Annotated in this window: 21 protein-coding genes and 1 pseudogene; 13 read left to right on the forward strand and 9 right to left on the reverse strand. The window is 45.5% G+C overall.

The annotated features are described in order from the left end of the window. Positions 1-34: 34 nt before the first annotated feature. Complete coding sequence (locus ACAX20_RS06470; protein ID WP_371189597.1) at positions 35-1,177, reverse strand: acyl-CoA dehydrogenase; 1,143 nt, start codon at positions 1,175-1,177, stop codon at positions 35-37. 236 nt (positions 1,178-1,413) lie between these two features. Here ACAX20_RS06470 and ACAX20_RS06475 point away from each other — a divergent pair, with 236 nt between their 5' ends. The 3 genes from ACAX20_RS06475 to ACAX20_RS06485 all read left to right on the forward strand — a co-directional run bounded on the left by ACAX20_RS06475 (position 1,414) and on the right by ACAX20_RS06485 (position 4,083). Beyond that, entirely contained in the window at positions 1,414-2,085 is a 672-nt protein-coding gene (locus ACAX20_RS06475) for an isochorismatase family protein (RefSeq protein ID WP_371189338.1), read from the forward strand. Positions 2,086-2,171: 86 nt separating this feature from the next. Beyond that, positions 2,172-3,137 carry a polysaccharide deacetylase family protein gene (locus ACAX20_RS06480; RefSeq protein ID WP_371189339.1) on the forward strand — a complete coding sequence of 322 codons (966 nt, stop codon included), beginning with the start codon at positions 2,172-2,174 and terminating at the stop codon, positions 3,135-3,137. A 22-nt stretch (positions 3,138-3,159) separates the two neighbouring features. Next, positions 3,160-4,083, forward strand: coding sequence for a polysaccharide deacetylase family protein (locus ACAX20_RS06485; protein ID WP_371189340.1), 924 nt, complete (start codon positions 3,160-3,162; stop codon positions 4,081-4,083). A gap of 137 nt (positions 4,084-4,220) precedes the next feature. On the opposite strand, the gene ACAX20_RS06490 is transcribed toward ACAX20_RS06485, so the two are convergent. The 5 genes and pseudogenes from ACAX20_RS06490 to ACAX20_RS06510 form a co-directional block, all read right to left on the reverse strand. Beyond that, positions 4,221-4,661: a DUF2141 domain-containing protein gene (locus tag ACAX20_RS06490; protein WP_371189341.1), complete on the reverse strand. Its 441-nt coding sequence runs from the start codon at positions 4,659-4,661 to the stop codon at positions 4,221-4,223. Between the two features lie 37 nt (positions 4,662-4,698). Further along, a complete protein-coding gene (locus ACAX20_RS06495; RefSeq protein WP_371189343.1) occupies positions 4,699-5,193 on the reverse strand; it encodes a flavin reductase family protein in 495 nt (164 codons plus the stop codon). Positions 5,194-5,216: 23 nt separating this feature from the next. Then, complete coding sequence (locus ACAX20_RS06500) at positions 5,217-6,200, reverse strand: hypothetical protein (RefSeq protein ID WP_371189344.1); 984 nt, start codon at positions 6,198-6,200, stop codon at positions 5,217-5,219. Positions 6,201-6,438: 238 nt separating this feature from the next. Continuing rightward, a complete protein-coding gene (locus ACAX20_RS06505; RefSeq protein WP_371189599.1) occupies positions 6,439-7,749 on the reverse strand; it encodes an NAD(P)/FAD-dependent oxidoreductase in 1,311 nt (436 codons plus the stop codon). Further along, positions 7,735-7,908: pseudogene (locus tag ACAX20_RS06510) on the reverse strand (rubredoxin); the annotation flags it as partial. The pseudogene ACAX20_RS06510 and the gene ACAX20_RS06505, both read right to left, overlap by 15 nt. 305 nt (positions 7,909-8,213) lie before the next feature. Between ACAX20_RS06510 and ACAX20_RS06515 the strand changes: the two are divergent. After that, positions 8,214-9,434 carry a Rieske 2Fe-2S domain-containing protein gene (locus ACAX20_RS06515; RefSeq protein ID WP_371189345.1) on the forward strand — a complete coding sequence of 407 codons (1,221 nt, stop codon included), beginning with the start codon at positions 8,214-8,216 and terminating at the stop codon, positions 9,432-9,434. A gap of 71 nt (positions 9,435-9,505) precedes the next feature. Here ACAX20_RS06515 and ACAX20_RS06520 read toward each other — a convergent pair whose 3' ends face one another. Beyond that, positions 9,506-10,087, reverse strand: a complete 582-nt coding sequence (locus ACAX20_RS06520; RefSeq protein ID WP_371189347.1) for a hypothetical protein — start codon at positions 10,085-10,087, stop codon at positions 9,506-9,508. A gap of 180 nt (positions 10,088-10,267) precedes the next feature. Here ACAX20_RS06520 and ACAX20_RS06525 point away from each other — a divergent pair, with 180 nt between their 5' ends. After that, positions 10,268-11,071, forward strand: coding sequence for an SDR family NAD(P)-dependent oxidoreductase (locus ACAX20_RS06525; protein ID WP_371189348.1), 804 nt, complete (start codon positions 10,268-10,270; stop codon positions 11,069-11,071). A 103-nt stretch (positions 11,072-11,174) separates the two neighbouring features. Here ACAX20_RS06525 and ACAX20_RS06530 read toward each other — a convergent pair whose 3' ends face one another. Both ACAX20_RS06530 and ACAX20_RS06535 read right to left on the reverse strand, forming a co-directional pair. Then, positions 11,175-12,500, reverse strand: coding sequence for an MFS transporter (locus ACAX20_RS06530; RefSeq protein ID WP_371189350.1), 1,326 nt, complete (start codon positions 12,498-12,500; stop codon positions 11,175-11,177). A 9-nt stretch (positions 12,501-12,509) separates the two neighbouring features. Then, positions 12,510-13,205 (reverse strand): hypothetical protein, encoded by a 696-nt coding sequence (locus ACAX20_RS06535; protein ID WP_371189351.1) that lies wholly within the window; start codon positions 13,203-13,205, stop codon positions 12,510-12,512. 235 nt (positions 13,206-13,440) lie between these two features. Between ACAX20_RS06535 and ACAX20_RS06540 the strand changes: the two genes are divergently transcribed. From ACAX20_RS06540 to ACAX20_RS06575, 8 genes are all read left to right on the forward strand, one after another. Continuing rightward, positions 13,441-15,117, forward strand: a complete 1,677-nt coding sequence (locus ACAX20_RS06540; protein ID WP_371189352.1) for a carbon-nitrogen hydrolase family protein — start codon at positions 13,441-13,443, stop codon at positions 15,115-15,117. A 3-nt stretch (positions 15,118-15,120) separates the two neighbouring features. Further along, positions 15,121-15,870: a hypothetical protein gene (locus ACAX20_RS06545; protein ID WP_371189354.1), complete on the forward strand. Its 750-nt coding sequence runs from the start codon at positions 15,121-15,123 to the stop codon at positions 15,868-15,870. 80 nt (positions 15,871-15,950) lie between these two features. Beyond that, positions 15,951-17,222 (forward strand): acyl-CoA dehydrogenase family protein, encoded by a 1,272-nt coding sequence (locus tag ACAX20_RS06550; RefSeq protein WP_371189355.1) that lies wholly within the window; start codon positions 15,951-15,953, stop codon positions 17,220-17,222. Positions 17,223-17,242: 20 nt separating this feature from the next. Continuing rightward, on the forward strand, positions 17,243-18,688 hold the full coding sequence (locus ACAX20_RS06555) for an aldehyde dehydrogenase (RefSeq protein WP_371189357.1): 1,446 nt from the start codon (positions 17,243-17,245) through the stop codon (positions 18,686-18,688). Next, a complete protein-coding gene (locus ACAX20_RS06560) occupies positions 18,688-20,127 on the forward strand; it encodes an aldehyde dehydrogenase (protein WP_371189358.1) in 1,440 nt (479 codons plus the stop codon). Before ACAX20_RS06555 ends, ACAX20_RS06560 begins: the two co-directional genes overlap by 1 nt. A 24-nt stretch (positions 20,128-20,151) precedes the next feature. Continuing rightward, on the forward strand, positions 20,152-20,979 hold the full coding sequence (locus ACAX20_RS06565; protein ID WP_371189359.1) for an alpha/beta fold hydrolase: 828 nt from the start codon (positions 20,152-20,154) through the stop codon (positions 20,977-20,979). After that, positions 20,960-21,586 (forward strand): isochorismatase family protein, encoded by a 627-nt coding sequence (locus ACAX20_RS06570; protein ID WP_371189361.1) that lies wholly within the window; start codon positions 20,960-20,962, stop codon positions 21,584-21,586. The genes ACAX20_RS06565 and ACAX20_RS06570 overlap by 20 nt, the downstream gene beginning before the upstream one ends. Before the next feature lie 34 nt (positions 21,587-21,620). Continuing rightward, entirely contained in the window at positions 21,621-22,832 is a 1,212-nt protein-coding gene (locus ACAX20_RS06575) for an FAD-dependent oxidoreductase (RefSeq protein ID WP_371189362.1), read from the forward strand. Positions 22,833-22,847 lie beyond the last annotated feature (15 nt).

Here is a 22,847-nt window from a genome sequence, read left to right on the forward strand (position 1 = left end):
GATTGCAAAATCAAATGCTATTACGCTCTTGTCGTTAACCAAATGCAGCTAACCCGGTTTGTTGTCGGCCTAAAATTAACGCATGAATATCATGCGTACCTTCGTAGGTATTAACGGTTTCTAAGTTGATCATGTGACGCATCACGTGAAACTCATCGGCAATGCCATTTGCACCATGCATATCACGAGCAACACGGGCGATATCAAGCGCTTTGCCACAGTTATTGCGTTTAATTAAGGAAATCATTGCTGGTTCAAATTGCTGTTGTTCAATCAAGCGTCCGACTCGTAACGAGGCTTGCAATCCTAGGGTGATTTCGGTTTGCATATCGGCGAGCTTTTTTTGAAATAGCTGAGTTTGCGCCAATGGCTTGCCAAACTGTGTTCTATCGAGGCCATACTGACGAGCGCGATGCCAGCAGTCTTCCGCAGCCCCCATTACTCCCCATGAAATGCCAAAACGTGCCATGTTTAAGCAACTAAACGGTCCCTTTAAGCCTCGTACGTCTGGAAACATGTTTTCTTCAGGGACAAACACGTTATCCATCACCACTTCACCGGTGATGGAGGCTTTTAACGACAGCTTGCCATTAATTTTAGGGGCGCTGAGGCCTTGCATGCCTTTTTCTAGAATAAAACCACAAATTTGATTGTCATGGGCGTCAGATTTTGCCCAGACAATAAACACATCAGCAATTGGGGAGTTGGTGATCCACAACTTATTGCCGGTAATGCGATAGCCGCCATCTACTTGACGAGCGCGTGTGGACATACTCGCCGGATCTGAGCCTGCATTAGGCTCCGTTAACGCAAAGCAACCGATCCATTCGCCGCTCGCGAGCTTTGGCAAATACTTTTGTTTTTGTGCATTGCTGCCCCAGGTATTAATGGGGTGCATGACAAGTGAAGACTGTACGCTCATCGCACTACGATAACCTGAATCAACGCGCTCAACTTCACGAGCAATTAAACCGTAGGAAACGTAAGAGGCACCAGCACAGCCATAACCGTCGATGGTTGCACCAAGTAAGCCCAGTTCTCCAAACTGACGCAATATCATAGGGTCAAAATGTTCATCGCGATTGGCCTTTAAAATACCTGGTTGTAATGTATATTGACAAAATTCTCGGGTCATATCGCGGATCATCCGCTCATCTTGGTGTAACTGCTCATCCATTAATAAGATGTCGTCCCAATTAGCATGCCAGCTTGGCTGATTACTTTCCACACTCATTCTCCACACTCATTCATTGTTAATGACTACATGATAGGCAAATTGACAAATGTCCATCTGCAGTATCTGCGTGATTGTCTTGCCACGAGTCGTTATTAATAATGGACATAAGCTTAACAACGCAAATGTGATAAGAATATGTCAAATATCAAGTTTGCTGAGATACACGGTGCCTTGTTATGGAAACAACCTCGAAAACGGCAAAACAGCTTTATCACGAAATAAGAGCCAACCCGGAGCGAAAAAAATTTGGTTTTGGCCGTAAAGCTGTACTGGTGAATATTGATTTACAAAAAGCGTATACCAGTGTCGAACTATACAAAACAGCGTATCAAACCGATCCAAACCAAATGGATTATATCAACGCTTTGGCCACTGAATTTCGTCGCCTAGGCTGGCCTGTGGTTTGGACACACGTCGCCTACATGGACTCTGCTGAAGATGCCGGCGTTTGGGGAACGCGCACCAACACCGAAGATTCGTTGCAAAACATTAAATTTGCTTCGGATCGCAGCGAATTTGATCCACGCTTACAAATCGACCATCAAAACGATGTCATATATTTGAAAAAGATGCCATCGGCGTTTTTTGAAACAGCACTGCAGTCGTTATTGGTGTGGCATCAAGTTGATACGGTTATTGTCACCGGGGGATCAACCTCAGGTTGTATTCGAGCTACGGCTGTTGACAGTTTATCTCGAGGTTATCGTACCATCGTCCCCGAGCAATGTGTTGCCGATAAACATGAGAGTTTTCATTATGCAAATTTGACCGACTTATTGCTTAAATACGCTGATGTTGAATCGGTTGATGATGTTTTAAGTTGGCTGGCAATGCAACACTGCGAGTAAGCATTACGAAGGCTGTATTAAGCAGGTAACAGCAAGTAGGTAGCCCTCAGTAGGCAATACTAAGTTGGTAATATTAGGTAGGCAATATGAAAGCGACTCCGGGTTATTATGATTACTGGCCCTATCACAACAGACCCAAAATAACGTGGCCCAACGGAGCACGCATCGCGTTTTGGGTAGCACCTAACATTGAGTTTTATGAATTAGACCCGCCCGTTAATCCGCACCGAGTGGCTTGGCCACAGCCGTATCCAGCCATCGCAGGCTACTCTATTCGAGATTATGGCAATCGGGTAGGGCACATCAGGCAAATGCGTTTACTCGACAAATACGGTATTCGAGGCTCAATTTCACTGTCGACGGCGCTTTGTGATCATCACCCCGAAATAATCAGTATGTGCAGCGAACGAGATTGGGAGTTTTTTTCCCATGGTATATACAACACCCGTTATACCTACGGTATGAGCGAACAACAAGAGCGCGACATGATCAAACAGTCCATGGAAGCGATATACCAGCACACCGGGCAAATGTGTGCTGGTTACTTGGCTCCCGCGCTATCGCATTCTGAGTTGACCATTGATTTGTTTGCCGAAGTGGGTAGCGAACTGTTTGGTGATCAAGCAGGAATTTATACCTGTGACTTATTCCATGATGATCAGCCAACGCCTATTCGTACGCGCTCAAATAAACGTTTTGTGTCGATTCCTTATTCACTCGAGATGAACGACACCATCGCGTTTGTCGTCAACAAGGTTGAACCTCGTCGTTATGGGCAAATGCTGAAAGATAATTTTGATCGTCTTTACGCCGAAGGGCAGCAATCGGGCACGGTCATGTGTATTCCCACTCATAATTATCAAATAAGTTGCCCACATCGCTTAAAAGCATTTGAAGAAGCGCTTGATTATATTACGTCACATGATGATGTATGGGTGACAACCGGCAGAGACATTGCGCAATACTATCGAGACCATTACTTCGATATGATGCGCCAAGATATCAAAGAACGTCATGCAGTGTCCTTGGCGCCGGATGAAAAGGGTATGTAGCCAGTACTAAAGGTTTAAAGCGATGACATTAGATAAACACTATATGCAATACCCAAAGCGCCGTTACGGTATGGATCACGAGCGTTATACCTGGTCGATGCTCGCACAGCGTAACCCTGTAACGTGGCCTGATAATAAAAAACTTGCTGTATGGGTTAATGCAGGTTTGCAATTTTACCCGCTCAATCAACGGGGCATTCCGTTTAAGGTACCGGGTGGTATGACAATGCCTTATCCCGATTTACGTCACTTTACCTTGCGAGATTATGGCAATCGGGTTGGCATATACCGCTTTTTAGATATGTTCGATCGTTATGATGTTAAACCGACGTTTGCAATCAGCACAGCGTTAGCACAACAAACGCCATATCTTATGGAGCAGTTGGTTAAGCGTGGCGATGAAATCATGTGTCATGGTTGGCATATGGACGCGCTACATTATGGTGGACAAGATAACGCAGCAGAAGCAGAACTTGTCCAGCAATCGCTGTCTATTTTGCGAGAATTAAGTGGCCAGGCGATAAGAGGCTGGGTATCGCCCGCCAAAAATCAAAGTGAAAAAACCCCAGAATTATTGAAGCAAAATGGCATCGACTTTCACTGTGATTGGGTCAACGATGATATGCCTTATCGCTTTCATACCGAGTGTGGTGATATGTGGTCGATGCCGTTATCTACTGAGCTTAGTGATCAATATATTTTGATGAATAATTTACACAGTGAACAAAGTTATCTTGAGCAAATACTTGATGCCACTGACGTGTTGGCAACGGAAGCGAGTGAGCAGGGAGGGCGGATTTTGGCACTCCAAATTCATCCATGGCTGCTCGGTCAACCGCACCGCATTGGTTATTTAGAGCAGGTGTTTCATGCGTTAGCGAACAGAACGGATGTGTGGTTTGCTTCTGCCAGTGACATCTTAGATAGCTTTATTGAGCAACAATAATATAACGTTACCAATTAGCGATAAGCGCGAATAACGTGCATACGTTGTTGAGTAATCTGCTATTCATGGCAAAGTTGTGCATGCCAAAACAGCATGCTCTTTGCGACGCGATGTACTAATGCAACGACAATGGGCAGTTAAATTTCGACGATATTGACAACTTGTGTGGCGCCATCACTGGTCAGTGTAAATTTTGCGTCTTTATAACGAGGTGGCCCCATAGAGCCTTTAGCGTTATTGGATGTAGCAACAGGTTCACGCGGGATCCCTAGCCAATTGGCATCCATTTCTTTGTTTTGATCCCAGTCTTGGAAAATATGCAATCCGTATTCGCCTTCGGGTAAGTCTAAATTGGTGGTGATTACGCCATCCGTCACTTCGTTTTTCAAGGTAACGATGTGCTGATGAAAAATGTCACGTTGTTTGTCTTCCATCCATGTTTTCTTTGATGTGTATACGTTGATCACCAAATCACCTTTATCGGATGTTAAACCGTGTACTTCAACGGTTAACGAGGCGGCAAAGCTTGATGCACAAAACAGTGATGCAGCGCAAGCCAGGGATGTTGTCCAGTTCATAGAGTACCTCTTATAAGCCAGTTGCCTATTTAGTTGCTTAAGCCAATTCTTTCGTCAGTTGCGCGTAACGCCCTGCGTAGAATACTAAGGGCTCTTTATTCGATTTAACATCAAAAGCTAATACTCTGCCAACCATGATCAGATGGTCGCCACCTTGATATTGGTGCTCAAGCTCGCATTGAAATCGAGCATAATAATGGGTTAATAGTGGCACACCATAAGCGCTCATTTCAGTTGTGGTTTGCGCAAATTTGTCGGCACCTTGGCGAGCAAATAAGTTCGATAATTGTTGTTGATCGTCTGCAAGTACATGCACGGCAAAATGCTTAGCTTCAATAAACGCTGGCAATGAATGCGCGCGTTTATCAATACTCCAAAGGATCAACGGTGGTGTTAACGATACGGAATTAAAGCTGGATATGGTCATGCCGATTTTCTCATCACCTAGCGCCGTGGTCATGATGGTTACCCCTGTTGGGAATGTCCCAAGGGCATTTCGAAACAATGTTGCGTCAATTGTGGGCGCAGTCATAGTGTCTCCCTCATAGTGTTTCGTTAACTCACACCGTTACCTAGATAACGTGCTGACAATACGCACTCACCTTGGGTCCAATTTAGGACGCCAAACGTGGTATAGCGCTCTTTGTTTGATTGATAAAATTGCCACACACAACACAAGGTATGATCATCATCAATGAGTGTGTCACGACTTTTTAGCTTGAATGCTTCACCGTAAAAATGCTGTGTACTCCATAGATAACGGCCATACGCACGGCCATTGCCAAACACATCCGGGCCATGAAAACTATGCGTGTTGTTAACGCGAGAACGCTTGTAACTAAATTGTCGATCAATAGCCCCCGTAATGCTCACGGTGACTTGGGCATCGGTCAAGGTTAATGGCAGGTAGTCAATAACCACATCAGCATGACCAAGTAATGTTTGCTCGTCATCGTAAACGTCTAATGTCCCGGTCCAAGAGCCTTGATGTTTTACGGGTAAGATAAATGGTTTGAGTGCGTTTTGTCGTTCACTGTCGAGAAACTCTGCGACCTTTTGTTGAGTTTGCACATTGCTATCGTGATCGTCAGTCACCACATAAAGCCCGTTGAATACAGCAATCAATGTATCTGCTTCAAACAATTGTGAGGAATAGACTTGCAGGCCATGCTCTGGCAGGATGAGGTTAACGGTGCGCAGATCTGTGTTCCAACCCGGTGAAAAATAGTTCGAGTCGACGAGTAAGCCATAAGGGCGCCCTGAACCAATGAAATCGGGTCCGCAATAAACTCGGTCTTGATCGGAGTCGATAACGCCAAATTCAAAACGCGCGCCTGCGGTATCAAAGCGATTACGTAATGGCCCGGCATTTTGAAAGTTGGTTTCCATCCAATAGGTGGTTTTATCGCCTTCAAATACCGATGCTCGATTGACTTTATTAAAACCGGTATGGCTGCCATCAGCATCAAACACACTGGGCAGTCCGTGCCATTCACCGCTGATCGCTTGTTGAAAATTACTGGGTTTTTTATTCGTCATGACTGCGTCTCTGGTTGTAACCTATTTGGTTTAGCTGTTGTTCAGTGCTTAGCGCTTGTTCGGAATATGCTGTTATCAAGCTTATTTGGACCGTACGTCGTTCTTATTACCATCTTAGCTACGGTGATAACAGATATTGTTTATAGCATTTGGCACCTATTGAACAAATGCGAAAAAGCAAAAACACCGCGGATCCCCTGTACTGTTACTTTGCAACTCTCATCTCGCGACTATCACCTTAATGCGAATCAAGCATAGTTGGGCATAAGCGAAGAAGCTCCGCCTGATGCACAACTTGATCGCCGCTAAGGGCAAAACCCAGTATTTCACCGTGATCATTTTTTAATAACGCTTGCACACCTTGCTCACGGTCAACGACTGTGTGCCATTGTCCTAGTGATGGGTTTGCTGGTAAGCAAACAACAACAGGATGTATGGTCGTTTTAATGATGATTGGCATGGCAGGATAGTGCACCTTACTAGGCATACCGCACAATGTCTTTGCTAATGCTTTGGCTTGCTGCATGAGAGGGGCAATGTAAAACATCAATAAACCATCGACTTCGGCGCAATCGCCAAGGGCATAGATATTTGGCTTGGACGTTTGTAAATATTGATTAGTGATGATGCCTCGGTTCGTTTCGATGCCTGCATTTTGAGCAAGCTCTATTGCAGGCTTGAGTCCTGTAGCCGCCAAAACCATGTCCGCTTCAATCGACTCACCGTGCGCTAATTTAACGCAGACGCCGGATTGTGTCGGTTCAACGCTGTCGACGGAAGCGTCAAAATGACAGCGCGCGCCTTGAGATTGTAATGCGTTGGCAAGACGCGTTGAGATACTGTTGGGTGCGAGACGAGTGAGCAGTGTTGGCATAGGGTCAACAATATCAACCTGAAATCCGGCCTGTAAAAGATCGTTCGCGTATTCACAGCCAATTAATCCTGCGCCAATAATAACCACATGCTTTTGATGCGTGGCCACCGTCTTGGTTCGAAAGCACCGATAGTCATCTAAGCTGTTGATGCTATAAACTTTTCCTGGGCATTGTTGTAAAGTTGGGGGCAAATTGCTGTAAGCCCCTGTTGCCAAGACCAGTTTATCGAATTGATAAAGACTGTGGTCATCGCATAGGATCGTTTGCTGGTTGATGTTAATGTCGGTGATCTTGGTATGCACCTGAATGTCGAGTCGGTATTGCTGTGCCATTTGTTCGGCGGTTTTTTGAATGAGATCTCCGGCTGTTTTATCGTTGGCAAACCCTGTTGATAGCATAGGTTTTGAATAGAAACTGCCATCATCAGCAGTGAATAAACGAATAGAAACGTCGGGATCGTTGCGACGAATTTCTTTGGCGAGTGAATAACCGGCAAGCCCAGTACCAATGATGGCGATCCGCTCAGCACTTGCTTCAGATTTTGTCGCGGCGATAGGTGCTTGTTGCGGTTGTGCTAGGGGGGAACGTTGCACCGGCGGTACTGGTGTCAACGACTCGGTGCTAGGTGACGTAGCTTCAGGGACCGCGTCTACTGAACCATGCACTTCAATCATCTCAAAGTCTTCTTTACCGACGCCACATTCTGGGCATAGCCAATCACTGGGAATATCTTGCCAACGCGTGCCGGGTTCAATACCGTCTTCAGGCCAGCCTTTGGCTTCATCATAGACCCAGCCACAAACCTGGCATTCCCATATTTTGTATTGCGTCATTAATGTTTTCCTCAGAGCCGATGGATAGTCGTTTTGGTGCATTCGTCATAGGACAAATCAATGTTATATTGATATAACATAATACTTGATGGTATGGTTTGACAATAGTTAGCTGATAAATACCTGATGTTACAGGGAGATACGTTAGCCATATGAATTGATATAAATCGATTTTACTGGCTAGCGCGCTGTTTTTTGCGAGCAAGTGGACGTATTCTTCTATCTATCAGGCGACTTAATAATATCCATTGCTAGGTCAACAGGCCCTAGCAGGGCTCGTGGCCTCTAACGTAGGAGAATATGTGATGATAACAAACTTATGGTACGTCGCTGAATGGTCTGACACAGTTAAAGACAAGCCAGTGAAAGCGAAACTGTTGGGACAAAATCTCGTACTGTTTCGTGACTTACAAGGCAAAGTGATGTGTCTTGCCGATGTTTGTTTGCATCGCGGTGGCTCACTGTCTGGAGGTTGGGTAAACAAAAAACGAGACTGCGTTGTCTGTCCCTATCATGGCTGGGAATATAACGGCAAAGGAAAGTGTCAAAAAATTCCATCGGAAGGGGATGATTTTAAGGTGCCACCGCGCTTTAAAGTTGATGCCTATCCGGTAGAAGAAAAATACGGCATGATTTGGGTGTTTATGGGCGACTTAGAAGAAGACAAACGTTATCCCATTCCGCCATTACCTGAATTTGACAACCCACAATGGCGCGGCTTAAAAACTGAATTTACTTGGCAGGCGGAAGCATCGCGGGTGGTTGAAAATGGCATCGATATTGCGCATGCCTCGTTTGTTCACCCGGTATTTGGTTATCCATCGACTGCCGAGGATAACTATATAGATGCGGTCGAAAAGCACGAATGGTGGGCAAAATCGACTAATGTTATGTTTCCGCCACAACTTAAAGGTGGCTTTTTAGGCTGGCGTAATTTCATCCGAAAAGATAAGCAGGAAACGCGTGTTCATCCAGAGTGGCACTTGCCTGGAATGGTGGTGAGGATCCAAATTGATTTACGTCCAGGTTGGCACATTGTAATGTTTGATGCCAATACCCCAATTGATGAGCATACCACCCGTACTTTTGCCTGGCAGTTTAGAACCTTTTTCAAACAAAAAATGTTTGATAAAGGCTCAATGAAACGACTAAACACCATTTTGCAAGAAGATGCAGCCATTGTTGAAGCCTCTAATCCGTATTACTTACCTGAAACCTTAGCCAACGAAGTCTCCGTTAAATCGGATAAATTTATGAGTACATTTCGCATGGCTAGACGTAAATTAATTGAGGAAAAAGGCTGGCAAATTGACATGGATAAACGCGATGAGTATCACGGTAAGAAAGTGTTGACCATTGCGTCTCCTGTACGTCGTGAAGCGGAACAAGAAGGACAGGGATGGGTATTTGAAAAAATGCCAACGGTACCAGCAAGTAAGGGGCAAAATGTAAAAAATCAATTTGAGCAAGATGTGGAAAAACTTACTACCGATTCAGCCAATTCAAACGACAGTTTTGTGGTTTAACCTAATGGGCTAAATGTAGCTAAGTAGGTATAGCTCAGTAGATTTAGGAGAGTAAGTTTATCGGATCACGTTTAGGTAACGAGATGTTGCCATATCGTTGCCTTAAAAGGTTGCTCATGTACCGCTCCAGTTGTGCCTCGCGGATCGAGAGGGTGACGTTTTAAACATTGCGATGAAAGCTTTTTGCCATGGGCGGTTAAGGTCCGTATGGCCATTCCGTGACGATATAATACGGTATGACGAATACGTGTTGTCGGACTGGTTAAGACGATGAAGTCCGGTTCCATATAGACATCGGTGGCTTGGTTTAACTGGCGAGAATTAAAAGTGACAATGTTCGGTCCACCACTCATGCCAATGTTTTCGTAAGCGCCCTCGCCGAGTGAATCAAACACCAAGACACCGTTAATAAGGGTTGCCGTAAAGGTTTTTGCTGTTGCTTTTCTGCCATTCAAATGGACATTGGTTAGCTTCAACGTTTGCTCACAAAAATCGATATACACTAAATTTTCAAACGGCGATTGACCGGGCGTACCTGATAGATTATCGCTTTTCAAAGGCTGTCCATCTAACTCAAAGCAGTCTACTTTATCATGCCATATACCGTGCATGTTCGTTAGTGTATGTCCGACGCTACCATGGGGGAATTTCATTATGATGTTCCAGTGTAAAATATCTTTATTTGTGTTATAGATATAACATTATCTCATTATGGTGGTGGGCTCAAGTCCGCAGTCCCTCATGTATGATGATGGTAACATTGTGACTCTGCATAGAGTCACCCCTAAATTGAGTAATCATAAATCGACTAACCACTAATAAGCGAGGTTGTTATGACATCCGTAGTGATAACTGGTAGTACCCGTGGCATCGGCCTCGGTTTAGCGGAAAACTTTCTAAAGCGAGGGTGCCAAGTGGTGATTAGCTCCCGCCATCAAAACGATGTGGATAACGTCGTTTATCGACTTGGCCAGACGTTTGGTGATCAGCAAGTTACCGGAAAGGCGTGCGATATTTGTGATGCAGGGCAGCTTAGTGCGCTTTGGGAGCATGCTAAAGATAAATTCAATGGTGTGGATATTTGGATCAATAACGCCGGTATGAGTATTTCAAGAGCACCACTTGTCGAGCAATCGGCTGACGATCTCACGCATATCGTACAAACCAATTTTACCGGGGCGCTGCTGGCGAGTCATGTTGCCCTTAAAGGTATGCAAAAACAAGGATTTGGTCAGCTTTGGAATATGGAAGGCTTTGGCTCAAATGACGCGACGCAAGCCGGTATGACGGCATATGGTGCAACCAAACGTGCGGTGCGTTATTTAAATAAGTCGCTGCAAAAAGAAATCAAAGGTACAGCACTGCAAGTCAACACATTAAGCCCAGGTATTGTTATTACCGACTTACTTATTGGCGATTATGATACCCAATCTCAAGCGTGGCACAAAGCAAAGAAAATCTTCAATATTTTGGGGGATAAAGTCGATACCGTCACGCCATGGCTGGTTGATGGCGTTCTTAAAGCCAACAAAAGTGGCAGTAAAGTCGTTTGGTTAACGACGGGTAAGGCGTTTCGTCGATTTTTAACCGCGGGATTTAATAAGCGCGATTTATTTGTCGATATTGAAGGGGTCTGATCAAAATACTAACCTATCACCGAACGTTAAGGTGATAGGTTAGTATGTCAACGACTAAGCTTGTTGACCATAGAAATTAACCACAGCGCATTTACCACAGTTGTTAGGCACTGGCTTGAATGGCTTCAGCATTTTTGGCCAGTGTCGCTGATATTTTACTTTTTGCAAGACAGCCCCAAATAAACACTGCTAACGCACATAGACCAATAAATACAAACGGCCCTGATTCATTCCAGTGATCAAATAAATAACCACCGATAATACTGGAGACTAAAATACCAATCGCGCCACTTAAATTAAAAATACCGATCACGGCACCTCGATTTTTCGTTGTGGTTTGCTCAGCAATCAACACCCCAGAGGTAATGATACCGCCAATTTCACTTAGGCCAATGATAACAACGACAACCATCATAGCTGGGCCAAATGGATCACTAATAAAATAGGTGGATGTATAGCCAATAAAGGAAATAAATAAGGCGATCAGCAAGGCCGTAACCCGATTTATTTTATCCGTCAGAATGCCAAAAAACGGTGCGCCTAGCAATGCACAGCCTTGGGCTATAGCGACGACAATGCCGGCTTTTTTAAGGGCCTCCGAGGCACTCATACCGACTTCCGCGGTACCATAATTTGAAAGCCATAAGGTCATAAATGCCCCGACAATGGTTAAGTTTGCTCGAGACACAAACGATGCGGCATAAGCCAAGGCGATACCTTGATCTTTGGCGGCTTTGATCCCTTCTATTGCTTTCTTCACGGTACTGTCATTGTGCGCTATCTCATTTTTGACGTGAGATTTTAAGCCAAGCCAGCTGATGATGGCGATAACAAACGCAATACCAGCGGCAAGCTGGTAGGTTGTTATGCCGGCATCGACGGCCGACATGCCTTGATTTTGAAAGATTTCGGGCAACCTTAACAGCACAAACAGGGCGGTTACTGCGCCGATACCATTACACATCCCTTGAATGCCGGCTGCTTTACCGCGACTTTTATTTTGCGCATAATCAGCAACCAAGGTCACAATCATGCAAGTCGCTGCGGCGATACCTACGCCATAGATGCATCGGTAGATGACCAATTGTGTCACCGAGTCAGCATGCGGGTATAGGTACAAGGCGATGGCGATTAAGGTAAAACCTATCGACATAATAACTTTGCGACCCACTTTATCAGATAACGCGCCCCATAGGCCAACCGTGATGATAATCGCGATTTCACCCCAAAAATTAAGCGTTCCGGTTACGATGCCATGTTCCGATTTGTCAATATTCATGATTTCGGTGTACAGATATGGCTGAAACGCATTAATAAACGTACCTAATAAAATCGTTGCCACACACGTGATATAGAAGGTTGACATATTCCAGCCACTGACCCCTTCATGGGTATAAATACCGAGGTATTTTTTTTGTTTGCTGTTCATTTGTGATCCTTAATTGGTATTCATGGCGGGCGTGGACGATGTCTCGGTCGCGCTTTTAAACAGTAGATAACCGGCGATGGCCCATGCGCCTTGCGTGGCCGCATTAACGATTTCTTCTATCCACTGCATGGCTTCACTTTGATCGCCGGTTCGGGCTAGGCCTGACATGGCGAAGACACCAATGATATTGAGAATAAAAAATAACCCGGCAGCAAGGTTTCCAACATCAAAACTGTGTTTAGCGGCATGAAAAGTAAAGACGCAATTGGCGATGGTTAATGGTAACAGCAGGACTAAAAACCATAAGCGTTGCTCTGGGAACGACATAGCTAAATACAGCGAAATACTGGCAAATAACAGGATTATACTTGCAGGACATCGCCATGCGGTCGGTTTAACCGGATCGTCTCTATATTGGCGTCGATAGACCCACATACAAAATGCCAGTAGCACAAAACCGGGGGTCATGAGTACAAATAACGCATTATTTAAGACACTAATGTGCACATCATTTAAGGCAATAATGAGTTTCCATGTCGCTTTGCAAAGTCCTGCAGAGATGATCAGCAAGGCTGCCGTTACCACGAGTTTAGGGTAAGCAAAATCACCTTGGTTAATGACTCTGACGATAAAATATAGCCCAGTCGCAGACAAGATAATGGGTACATAATCGAACACAGCCAGCGCAACACTGTATTGGTACATAAAGATGTCCTCAATATTCGTTAACAGTTGATAACACCATAACATCACCTTGGTTGATTTGTTATGTACATATGTCATTTTTAAAGATAATTGCCATTGACTAAAAGATATAATGTTAATACTTTAAGTCAATGGTTTTGTGTTTATTTAACTGACAAACTTAGCAAATATCGACACAGTGGTTCAGTACATTTAAGATTTTGATTTGCATTAAGTTTTATATGGTGAGGTTTTTATGGTGAGAGTCGCTGCGGCACAATATGCGGTTACTAATGACGTAGTTGCGAACCTTAAAAATAGTGTTCGTATGATCGAAAAGGCGGGCAAATGCGAGCCGGATCTGATTGTTTTACCGGAATTTGCCAACCACAATTCATGGTATGACAACGCTGAGCACTGTTATCAAGTGGCGATTGACTTAGAGGGGGATTTTGCCCAGCAAATCGCCCAAGCAGCGCAGCGAGTAAGCGCCTATGTGGTCATAAATTGTACCGTTCGACGAGACGGTGGCGACGTAACCGGAACCAGCTTATTGTTTACACCCGATGGGCAAATGATTGGCGAAAACGATAAACAAGTTTTAATAGGCCATGAAAATGACTTTCTTGTAAAAGCACGCAAACCAGGACCAATCATAGAAACCCCCATCGGCCGTTTGGCGATGTACTCATGCATGGATGGCGTAATTAATGAAACCCCTCGGGGATTAGCACTGCGCGGAGCACAAATACTGTGTAATTCTCTTAATTCCTTCGCATTAGATGAAGGTTCGTTGCACATTCCCGTTCGAGCAGCGGAAAATAAAGTGTTTGTTGTAGCAGCCAACAAAGTCGGTCCGCTAATTCCACAAGACATGTTAGAGGCCGTGGCCGAAGGGATTAATATTCCCGTTGAATTTTTATCGGGTGCAGGAGAGTCGCAAATTGTTGCGCCAAATGGCGATGTGCTAGCCAAAGCAGGTCAAGGCGAACAAGTGATTTGGGCAGATATTGATCCAAGCCTTGCCGATATCAAACTGCGTCCTGATGGAACCCATATTTTCAGCAGTCGTCGCAGTGAATTGTATCAATCATTAGGGGAAAACCCGGACTCTCAATCCTTTCCCACTTTTCAAGGGGCTGATGATGTATTGGTAAGCGCATTGGCCGTCACCGACCTAGGTGATGCGTTAACGCAAATTAACTTAAGCATTGAACATGGGGCAAAATTGATCACCTTGCCCGAATTGTTTTGGCAGAAAGATGCGCCACCTGATGTGCTCGCGATGCAAAGTACAGGGGTAGTTGATGCGATCAAGCAAAGTTGCCCGACTGATGTCTATATTGCTTTAAGTATTATTGTAAATACAGAGCAAGGTTATCAGCATCAGGGGATTATCATTAATGACGATAGGGTTGTTTTGCGTCAAGCACAAGTGCATGGTTCAAACCGTCTCGCCTATAGCCCATTAGCCTCTGAATTTGAGGTGCTAGACAGTCCCTATGGCAAGTTGGCACTAATACTTGAAGATGATGCCATTTATCCTGAAAGTTTTCGACTAATTGCTATGCAAGGCGCACAAGTGGTTTTCGCCCCGATTAATTTGCAAGAAGCTTGGCAAGCAAATACTGGCATCATTGAGCGTGCATCTGAAAACAGAGTAAACATTATTGCGGCCAGTCCAAAGCCGCAAGATTGTTTAATTTGCAGCTTACAGAAAGATTTCACCATCATGACACCGTGGCAAGATCGACAGTTTGATGGTTTATTAAGTCAATGCAATGTCCATACATCGCCATTGGTACCACTGCTTGCCACGATTTATCCGCGAGCGGCGGAGAATAAAATCGTTTCCCATCAAACTCATCTTATTAACAGTCGCCCATGGCAATTAATGTCAGCCATGTTAAGCCCCAAGACAGAGCAAAGGTAATTTATGTCATATCAGTCATTAGCTGCCAAATTATCAAACGATACCATTGACAATATTGTCGACCATTTTGCGCTTGATGAAATTAAAGGAGCCGACGATGGCCCATACATGAGCTTAGTTTCCCATGCGCCGATGGCCCAAGGCGTGATTGGTCATGTCAGGGTTTTTGTCGGTAAGCCACTGGAAAAACTGGTGACCTGCTCTATTGTCGTCCCACAAATTATGTTGGACTCGCATATGTTGTTTGCATTTAGTGAATCAGACACGGCCATCCCGCATTTCACCTTCGATTCGGTAAAAGCAGGGGAGCATTATGCGTTTCATCTTGATCTTACCCCACGTGTCGATTTGGCAGAATTTACCGATTACATGAACAACGTCTATCAGCCACTTACGGACATTTTTAATGCAGCGGAAGCGATTGAAAGCATCACGAGTGCGCAAATTTCACCGCGTCAACGGGCAATTATGTCGCCATGGATGCTAGTACATCGTGCTGATGAGGTAGGTTTTAAGGCCTTGGTACCGTATTTAGATGATTATCTAAAGCATTGGTACGCACTGCATCGAGAAGGGGTTGCCTGTCCACTAACTAGCGAACGTTTGGCACAGCGAGATAAGGCCAATCGTGCTGCAATTTTTTCGCCAGAAATTGATCCTGTTTGGCCACGCATCCAAGGCATTATTGGCCCTGATGCTGTAGAACAATTGCGAGCATTACTTAAAGGTGGAGACGTTAACGTTGACGTCTAACAAATACAAGGCAGTTGCTGTTACGAGCTGTTGAAGCCAGGTGGTTCGAGCACCTAGCGAGGCAAAATCGAGGAGAAACTATGAAATACACCGGTGAATATTTTGTTGAAGGTATGAGCGAGGCAGAACGCAGTCGTGCTGAGCGGGTCGAATCGGTTTTGAGCACCATAAAAGACGCATCCGCAGAAGTTGATCGTCGCGGTGAGTTTTGTACAGACCACATCGGTACCCTAGCTGACGCGGGTTTACTTGGTTTGATCATACCCGAGCAGTATGGCGGTTTAGGCGGTGGACTTAGAGATCTTGCCGCCGCAACATTTGCCTTAGGCACGGTATGCCCTTCAACCGCATTGACGTATTTTTTTCATTGTTCTTCGGCCTCAAGGGGCTTGTTAGCACTTGAAGCGATAGAGCAAGGCTTGTTTAGCCAAGAGGAAATACCTCAGGTAAAAGCCTTTGCCGAAAAAGTACTGACTACGATGGGCCGTGATGGCCAGTGGTTGGCTAACTTTGCTTCTGAGTCGGTGAAATCAGAGCAAGCCGCAATTACCATATCTACCAAAGCAAAAGCTGTTGAAGGTGGCTATTTATTGACTGGTGTAAAGTCGTTCGGGTGTGCAACGGGAGTTGCCGACCAATATTTGGTGACCGCAAGTTTAGATGGCTATGATGATGCCAGTGGCTTATCGACTTTTTTTGTACGTCGAGATGCGCCAGGTGTTAGTGAACGACAAAAATGGGATGCAATTGGCATGCGAGGTACGGCAACACATGGGCTTATTCTTGACGACGTATTTGTTGCGCATGAGGATGCGCTTACGATCCCGTCGGCGTTTGTGCGGTGTATGCAAATGAGTCGAGGCAGTTTTGTTGGTAATCAATTGGCGGGCATCGCGGTGTATTTGGGACAAGCATTTGCGATTTATCAAACCACTTTATCTACGCTTACCCAGAGTAAATTTGGGGATAGCGACAAAAGCATCGCTTCATCACCAATGCATCAACAGCTCATCGGTGAAATGCTGTGTGATTTAGAAACCGCGATGCTGTGGTTGCGCCGTCAGCTAGAACTTGAAAGCAGTGAGCAGGATATCTTACCGAAAATGGAGGTCGTCAAGCGCTGGCGTTTGTGCAAAGGGCAAGTGTCCGAATATGGTTTTAAGGTAGCGGTGAACGCACTTAAATGCACCGGTACCAGTGGTACCGGATTTTCACAGCCTAGTGCCCGAGGTTTACGCGATATGGCCATGGCCTTGGTGCAAGCATTTCCGGCTGAGCGTGGGCGATTGATGGCCGCACAAATGGAAGTGGAAGGGGCTGAGCAGCATCAATTTGGCGTGGCTAAGTCGTGAGCAGTGCGAAGGATGTTTTGATGAGTTACCAATTTGCAGAGCAACGCCTCTATATTGGCGATGATTGGCACAAACCTGCTCGGATACTCCCGCAAATGCTTAATGACGCGAATACCGGCGCTGAATTAATGCCTCAGTGTGCAGCAAGCGATGAGCAAATAGAGGTGGCCGTTCAGTCGGCAAAAAACAGTTTTGATACTGGTGTATGGCCTGCGCTAAGTTATCACCAGCGAGCTGATTACCTCGACAAAATTGCAGATAATATGCTCGACAAAGAGATGGACATCGCCATGGCTGACAGCATTCAAACCGGTGTCATACTGGCACTCACTCGCCAATTTGCCAAAGTGTGTTCATTAAGTTTTCGCCATGCAGCTAAGCTGTTACGAGAATTACCAGAGCAACAAGAAATGGCTGGCGAGCGCGGCAAAATTGTTGTTGAACGTTTACCTCTTGGTGTTGCGGGCATTATTGCACCATGGAATGCGCCATCCGGTATTGCCTGCCATAAGCTCGCCAGTGCGCTGGCAGCTGGCTGTAGTGTTGTATACAAACCGTCTGAGTGGACCACAGCCAGTGCGCAATATATCAGCGAGGCGATTATTGATGCAAATCTCCCCAAAGGGGTCTTTCAATTATTGCTTGGTGATGGAAGTGTGGGTGAAAAAATTGTTGCCCATCAATATATCTCAGCCGTGTCGTTTACAGGTGGTGCCGTTGGTGGCGAACATGTTGGACGAATTTGTGGTCAACAGATCAAACCGGCGCAACTCGAGCTTGGTGGTAACAACGCGCTGGTGATACTGGCAAGTGCTGATCTTGACGCCGCGGCTGAAGGGGTTGTTACAGGTTTAACGACGATGAACGCTCAATGGTGTCGAGCCGTTGGACGCATCATTGTTGATGCCTCGGTCAAAACTGAATTGATGGATAAGATCAAACAACGCTTGGCCCATATTCGTCTTGGTCACGCACTAGATAGTGACTCACACATGGGACCTTTGGTACATCAAGGACACTGGCAGCATATTCGAGACCAGGTGCAATACTATCAGCAACAAGGTGGTAACGTGGTGCAAATGACGTCACTACCGGATGATGAGGAGCTTGTGGGTGGGTGGTTTTTCCCGCCGACGCTAATTGAGGGATTAACCCCTGAGCTAACGTTACAAGAAACATTTGGTCCTGTCGCCACGGTGCACACCTTTACGTCGCTGGAGCAAGCGATAGCTATGGCCAATCAAACCAACTATGGACTGGCAGCTTATGTGTTCGGCGAAGAATCACACGCATGGGATGTTGCCCGCCGTGTTATCGCCGGCGTTGTAAAAATAAATAACGTTAGCTTGTTTGCATTACGTGCGGACTTACCGCGAGCAGCTTGGCGTCAAAGTGGTCTGGGTGATGAAGGGATCCGTGAAACGTTCGAATTTTTTCGGGGCACGCGGGTGACAGGGGTGGGCTAATGAGAAAATATCAACTGTTTATCGGTGGTCGCGATGTTGCGCCAACGTCGCAAGATTACTTTGATGTCGTCGCACCGGCAGAGCAAACGGTTATTGCTAAGGCAGCAAGGGCTGGTCACGCGGATGTTAACGCAGCTATACTGGTTGCTCATCAGGGATTTACGCAGTGGTCTTTATTAGCACCGAACGCGCGAGAAGCTGCGCTATTAAAAGCCGCAGATATCATCGCGCAACAGGGCACTGAGCGGTTATTGGATATATTGATTGATGAAAGTGGCTCGACCATTAGCAAAGCGAAAGTGGAAATTGCCTATAGTGTCGATTTGTTGCGCACAGCCGCTGGGGAAGCACGTCGTTTGTACGCAGAAACTTTCCCCAATGATAACCCCCAGCGTATTTCGATGGTGATACGAGAACCGCTTGGTGTGGTGGCTGTTATATCACCATACAATGCGCCGTTAGCGTTGTTGTGTAAAATGGTGGCGTTCCCGCTTGCCGCAGGTAATGCGGTGGTGGTTAAACCGTCGGAGCAAACGCCGATTATCGCCATCGAATTTGCCAAAATGCTGGTGGAAGCGGGGATCCCCGGCGAGGCACTTAATATATTAACAGGGTTCGGCGAGGAGTGTGGTGCACCTTTAGTAGAGCATGAGAGTATCGATGCTATTGCCTTTACGGGTTCTACGGAAATCGGTCAACGCATAGGACGCAATGCCATTCATCGCATGGTCAAAATGCAACTGGAGTTAGGTGGCAAAAGTGCCGCTATCGTCATGCCTGATGTTGACGTAAATAAAGCAGCTGAGATTGTCGCACAAGGCATATTCACCCACGCTGGGCAAATTTGTATGGCCAATTCACGGGTGGTTGTTCATAAAGAGATATACGCTGATTTTATTAGCGCACTGCACAAACAGTGTGAAACTCTTTGTGTGGGTAATTTACGTGATGAGCAGTGTGTCTATGGGCCTCTGATCAATCAAGCCGCGGTCGATAAAGTTGAGTCGCATGTCGCCGATGCATTAGCAAAAGGGGCGACTCTACTCACTGGTGGTCATGTCATCTCGGGCTTAGTCTACGCGCCAACCATATTATTAGAAACGCCACGAACCAGTTTAGCATGGCAAGAAGAGTCATTTGCTCCTTTGCTTAACATTGTTTGCGCCGATAATCTTGAGCAAGCAATAGAGATAGCCAATGATTGTCAATTCGGCTTATCAGCCAGTGTGCTAACAACCAACATCCATTGGGCGATGCAAGCGGCTAGGGGGATCAAGTCTGGCGCTGTTCATGTGGGCATGCATGCGTTTCAATCTAATGCCTTAGCGCCTATTGGTGGCAGTAAACTCAGTGGTATTGGTCGCAGTGGTGGTGCTTACTCGACGCAAGAGTTTACCGATGTGAAGTGGGTAAGCATCGAGGTAAATTCGCCGTTTTAGTGTGCAGCGATGAAGGAAGGTTGAATGACGCATCAATGTAAGATCCATCGCCATTTTGCCGATACAGACTTTGGTCAGCTACATTATTATGCCGCAGGCTCGGCGCAAAACCCCATATTGTTGCTATTGCACCAAGCGCCGAGCAGCGGAGAGATGTTTCTTCCGGTGATGTCACATTTAATGGACAACTATTACTGCATTGCACCGGACTTGCCTGGTTTTGCCAACTCGTTTGCCATTAACAGTAGCCAACATACAATCGCCTTTTATGGCGATTGTATACGGCAACTGGTGAGTGAGTTAATGACTGAGCATAACATGCACCAGTACTACCTACTTGGTCATCATACAGGTGCCGCGGTTGCCAGCTATATGGCAGCAACGGATGAGCATGTGAAAGCATTGATATTGAGTGGGCCAACGTTGTTGCCTGATCCTATTCGAGCGTCATTAGCGGACTCCGTTAGTCGATTATCGTCGGGTAATTGCGCCGATGATCTGCAAGTGTTGTGGCATTACATCCGAGGGAAGGATCCACAAATAGATGTGTCTATCAGTCAGCGAGACTTTTGTATCGCCCTCGCACTTGGTGATGATTATCCTTTGGTTTATCAGGCCGTCGCAGACTTTACTTGTCATGACTACATGCAGAAGATTGTCTGTGCAACGCTGGTCTTTGCCGGTAGCCGAGACGCATTACACGAGTATGTCCCGTTAACTTTAAAGGCCATTTCAAGCAGCACATATATTGATGTCGGTGATAGCAATACCTATGTATTTGAAACACATAGTGAAAAGGTTGCAAAGATCATAAGCAAATTTTTAGGGAGTGATGATGGATTTAGCGCGTAAATCATTAGGTCTTGGCGATAAGCCAGCGCTGATTGTTGTTGATATGATCAACGGTTTTACCGATAGTCGCAGCCCGCTAGGGTGTGATTGTCCTGAGGTAATGTCTGCAAATCAACAATTATTGTTTGCGTTTCGTAAAGCGTCGTTACCTGTCTTTTTCACAACGGTTGTTTATCGTAATAAACACCAAGCGCATGTGTTTCGTAACAAAATCCCTGATCTCAATATGCTCACGCCAAACTCGCACTGGGTTGAGGTTGACGCCCGCTTAGGGGGGAAACAAGACGACGTCGTCATTGAAAAGCAGTGGGCGAGCAGTTTTTTTAAGACGGATTTAGCAACGAAACTGTTAGCACACAATGTCGACTCTTTGGTCGTCACAGGTTTAACCACAAGTGGTTGTGTTCGTGCGACCGTGGTGGATGGCTTGCAACACAACTATCGTGTTGTGGTGGCAAAAGAGGCGGTCGGTGATCGAAATGAGGCCGCCCATCATGCCAATTTACATGATATGCATGCCAAGTATGCTGACGTACTCTCTGTTAATGACGTGATTAGACATATTACGTCAATTGCACAAAAACGCATAGCTTGTACGCCATCTTGATACAACTTGGCTAAATATGAACGAGGAACGATCCATGGACGCAATTCAACAATTACCTGTTATTATCGCTGGCGCAGGGCCTGCAGGGTCGGTATTAGCGCTTGCCCTAGCAAAATACGATATTCCTGTCATGCTGTTAGAAAAACAGCAGACATTGCCTATTGATTTGCGAGCGTCAACATTTCACCCACCAACGTTAGAACTGTTACATAAACTTGGCGTTGTGGATGAGATGATCGCAATGGGCTTAGTGGTCGATAGATATCAATATCGTGACAGAAAAACACAACAAGTGGCTGAATTTGATATGTCGCTTATCAGTGATGAGACGACATTTCCATTTCGATTGCAGCTCGAGCAGTACGAGTTAACGCACATCATTGCCCGTCATTTAAAGCAATATCCGCATGTAACGGTTTTATTTGAACACGAAGTAGTCGATTTTACTCAAGATGAACATGAGGTCAGTGCCGTAGTAAAAACGCCTCATGGCAATATCAACATTGCCGGAAGCTTTTTATTGGGCTGTGATGGGGCATCGAGTAATGTACGAAAAGCCGCGAACATCGATTATTGTGGCTTTACCTATGATGAGAAATTTTTAGTAGCCAGTACGAACTTTCCGTTTGAGCAGGTGTTCGATAATCTATCTTACGTCAATTATGTCTCAGACCCAGACGAATGGTGTGTGATATTACGAACCGACAAAATATGGCGGGTGTTATGGCCAACCGATCCAAATCAAGTTGATGAAGATACGCTGTTAAGTGAAGCCTATATTCAAGAGCGACTGCAGCATTTGTACCCTAAAAAAGGCGATTATGATATTGGCCATCGTACCTTATATAACGTCCATCAACGGGTAGCTGAAACGTATTTTAAGGGCAGGGTGGTCTTGGTCGGTGATGCATGTCACATCAACAACCCATTAGGCGGTATGGGCATGAATGGCGGTTTGCACGATGCGTTTAACTTGGCCGATAAATTGGTGGAGATCATCGTAAATGGTTCTGAACATAATGAAAAATTTGCCCATTACGACAGACAACGAAAAGACTTAGCGGTGCAATTTGTTCAACAACATACCATAGCCAATAAAAAGTTGATGGAAGCGACCGATCCGAACGTACAATCAGAGCGTCAAAAAATGTTTATGGAAACCGCCGCAGATCCTATTAAAGCCAAACAATTTATTATGGAACGGGCCATGATTGACTGTTGGCGAGATTCGTTACGGGTACCGTGATTTTCGAGAATGGTT

It is taken from the genome of Thalassotalea sp. Sam97 (assembly GCF_041379765.1).
Taxonomy (GTDB): domain Bacteria; phylum Pseudomonadota; class Gammaproteobacteria; order Enterobacterales; family Alteromonadaceae; genus Thalassotalea_A; species Thalassotalea_A maritima.

Bases quoted from the DNA above. Each gene is read 5' to 3' on its own strand.
- ACAX20_RS06470 (WP_371189597.1), bottom strand. From the start codon at position 1,177: ATGGATGAGCAGTTACACCAAGATGAGCGGATGATCCGCGATATGACC.
- ACAX20_RS06475 (WP_371189338.1), top strand. From the start codon at position 1,414: ATGGAAACAACCTCGAAAACGGCAAAACAGCTTTATCACGAAATAAGA.
- ACAX20_RS06480 (WP_371189339.1), top strand. From the start codon at position 2,172: ATGAAAGCGACTCCGGGTTATTATGATTACTGGCCCTATCACAACAGA.
- ACAX20_RS06485 (WP_371189340.1), top strand. From the start codon at position 3,160: ATGACATTAGATAAACACTATATGCAATACCCAAAGCGCCGTTACGGT.
- ACAX20_RS06490 (WP_371189341.1), bottom strand. From the start codon at position 4,661: ATGAACTGGACAACATCCCTGGCTTGCGCTGCATCACTGTTTTGTGCA.
- ACAX20_RS06495 (WP_371189343.1), bottom strand. From the start codon at position 5,193: ATGACTGCGCCCACAATTGACGCAACATTGTTTCGAAATGCCCTTGGG.
- ACAX20_RS06500 (WP_371189344.1), bottom strand. From the start codon at position 6,200: ATGACGAATAAAAAACCCAGTAATTTTCAACAAGCGATCAGCGGTGAA.
- ACAX20_RS06505 (WP_371189599.1), bottom strand. From the start codon at position 7,749: ATGATTGAAGTGCATGGTTCAGTAGACGCGGTCCCTGAAGCTACGTCA.
- ACAX20_RS06515 (WP_371189345.1), top strand. From the start codon at position 8,214: ATGATAACAAACTTATGGTACGTCGCTGAATGGTCTGACACAGTTAAA.
- ACAX20_RS06520 (WP_371189347.1), bottom strand. From the start codon at position 10,087: ATGAAATTCCCCCATGGTAGCGTCGGACATACACTAACGAACATGCAC.
- ACAX20_RS06525 (WP_371189348.1), top strand. From the start codon at position 10,268: ATGACATCCGTAGTGATAACTGGTAGTACCCGTGGCATCGGCCTCGGT.
- ACAX20_RS06530 (WP_371189350.1), bottom strand. From the start codon at position 12,500: ATGAACAGCAAACAAAAAAAATACCTCGGTATTTATACCCATGAAGGG.
- ACAX20_RS06535 (WP_371189351.1), bottom strand. From the start codon at position 13,205: ATGTACCAATACAGTGTTGCGCTGGCTGTGTTCGATTATGTACCCATT.
- ACAX20_RS06540 (WP_371189352.1), top strand. From the start codon at position 13,441: ATGGTGAGAGTCGCTGCGGCACAATATGCGGTTACTAATGACGTAGTT.
- ACAX20_RS06545 (WP_371189354.1), top strand. From the start codon at position 15,121: ATGTCATATCAGTCATTAGCTGCCAAATTATCAAACGATACCATTGAC.
- ACAX20_RS06550 (WP_371189355.1), top strand. From the start codon at position 15,951: ATGAAATACACCGGTGAATATTTTGTTGAAGGTATGAGCGAGGCAGAA.
- ACAX20_RS06555 (WP_371189357.1), top strand. From the start codon at position 17,243: ATGAGTTACCAATTTGCAGAGCAACGCCTCTATATTGGCGATGATTGG.
- ACAX20_RS06560 (WP_371189358.1), top strand. From the start codon at position 18,688: ATGAGAAAATATCAACTGTTTATCGGTGGTCGCGATGTTGCGCCAACG.
- ACAX20_RS06565 (WP_371189359.1), top strand. From the start codon at position 20,152: ATGACGCATCAATGTAAGATCCATCGCCATTTTGCCGATACAGACTTT.
- ACAX20_RS06570 (WP_371189361.1), top strand. From the start codon at position 20,960: ATGATGGATTTAGCGCGTAAATCATTAGGTCTTGGCGATAAGCCAGCG.
- ACAX20_RS06575 (WP_371189362.1), top strand. From the start codon at position 21,621: ATGGACGCAATTCAACAATTACCTGTTATTATCGCTGGCGCAGGGCCT.